1 protein-coding gene and 2 pseudogenes are annotated in these 1,614 nt (G+C 73.9%); all 3 read right to left on the bottom strand.

Going from position 1 to position 1,614, the window contains the following annotated elements; translation table 11 throughout:
- Nucleotides 1–186: pseudogene (locus tag AB0R04_RS38880) on the bottom strand (hypothetical protein); the annotation flags it as partial.
- A gap of 357 nt (nucleotides 187–543) precedes the next feature.
- Complete coding sequence (locus AB0R04_RS38875) at nucleotides 544–1,431, bottom strand: hypothetical protein (RefSeq protein WP_363378902.1); 888 nt, start codon at nucleotides 1,429–1,431, stop codon at nucleotides 544–546.
- A gap of 98 nt (nucleotides 1,432–1,529) precedes the next feature.
- Nucleotides 1,530–1,614, bottom strand: a pseudogene (locus AB0R04_RS38870) (AraC family transcriptional regulator); the annotation flags it as partial.

The raw sequence follows: 1,614 nt of genomic DNA, 5'->3' as shown, positions 1-1,614 counted from the left end.
CCCCGACAACCGCTCCGCCACCCGCCGACCGGTCTTACCCGTCCCACCCACCACCAGCACCACACCAGCACCGACCGGAAGATCCACAACACCCTTGGCAACCACAGCAGCCACCCCATTCGGAGAAGAAGTCGACGAAACCAGCGGACCCGGCCGGTTCTGCGAACCCTGCGCGTCCGTCCTCATGTCCACCAGTCAAATCCACTCCGGGCCGGCGAACCATAGCCTCCACACTCACATCCATGCGCGAGCGTCTACCGTCCCCCGGCGTGCCCCGAACCGGGTCCTGTCCGGCCGGACAGGACCTGGGGCGGGTCTGCTTCGCCATCCACCAGAACACACCCAACCCGCCACGAACCACCCTCCTTGAGGCGGCCTCCAGTGGATCTCCAGTGCCCGCACAGCGCCCCCACACCCCGGCCCCTGGCCGCCGCAAGCGGAAGGGCGCGCGTCGGGTGGGGGCAGGAGACGGACCCGGAGTACAGGCCGGACGCGCCGCACGGGTGAGCGGGGGTGGTCGACACCGGGTGGGCCGTCGGCGGCTCAGGGCAGCAGCAGGCCCGGGACGAGGACCAGGCCGACCAGGCCCGCGACCAGGGTCGGCAGGCCGGTGACGCCCATCCACACCAGGTGGCCGGCGAGCCCGCCCGGCGTGTCCGCCGACAGGCGGCCGGGCACCACCAGGACCGTGCGGGGCCGCGTCACGTCCTGCACGTCGGCGGCGCTGCACTCGTGCCGCTGCGCCGTGCCGAGCTGGTCGGTCACCCGGTAGGTGTACCGGAGCGTGCGCCGGGTGCTGCGGGAGTGGCCGTGGACGTCGTGCACCCGGTACTCCCCGAGGTAGGAGCCGGTGAACTCCGCCGGGCGGAGCTCGCCCAGTGCCTGCTGCTGGCGCCAGTAGCGGAGCTGCCAGGGCAGGTTCGCCGCCCAGGCGGCGCTCACCCACCAGGCGGTGAAGCCGGCCCAGACGAACCCGGCCCGCACGGGGTGGCCGAGCAGGGTCAGGGCGACGGACTCGGTGAGGCAGCCGGCGAACAGGGCAAGGAGGCCGAGCTGCCAGCCGGCGGGCCGCAGCGGCCTGGGCCGCCGGAACGGTTCGACGCGGATCCGCGTCGGGTCGGCCGGGGCCTCGGCGAGTCGTTTCAGCCGTTGCGCGTTGATGGCGTCGGCGAACGCCTGGGCCTTGGCGTCGGTCGTGCCCAGGCGGAACTCGGAGCGCTCGCCGCGCCCCGGCGGGTCGACCTCGACGCACAGGTCCCAGAGCACGCCCCGGCCGGGGACGGCGTGCACCCGGTGGATCCGGCCGTAGGGGATGTGGAAGGCCTCCGGTTCCTCCTGCCACACCAGCGCGGATCCGGTCATCCGCACCGAGCGCCGGCCGAACCAGGTGCGGAGTTCCCTCGGCGGTGCGAGTACTGCCTGCCCGGCCATCGCTGTTCTCGTGCTCCCCCGTGACGTGATCTCGGCCGCGTGATCATATAGCCGCGGCGGCCCCCCGAACGGCCGCGGCGGCCGGCCTCGGGCCCGTCGATGCGCCCGGTGCGGCGGCGCACCTCGGTTCCGGGCCGGAGGTCGGCCAGGTCGACCCGCCGGTCGCGCAGTTCGTGTGCGGGC

The organism is Kitasatospora sp. NPDC056731 (assembly GCF_040687675.1).
GTDB lineage: Bacteria > Actinomycetota > Actinomycetes > Streptomycetales > Streptomycetaceae > Kitasatospora.
This window is presented reverse-complemented; position numbering and strand designations above follow the sequence as displayed.

Coding starts and splice junctions, on each gene's coding strand:
- AB0R04_RS38875 (WP_363378902.1), bottom strand. CDS start 1,431: ATGGCCGGGCAGGCAGTACTCGCACCGCCGAGGGAACTCCGCACCTGG.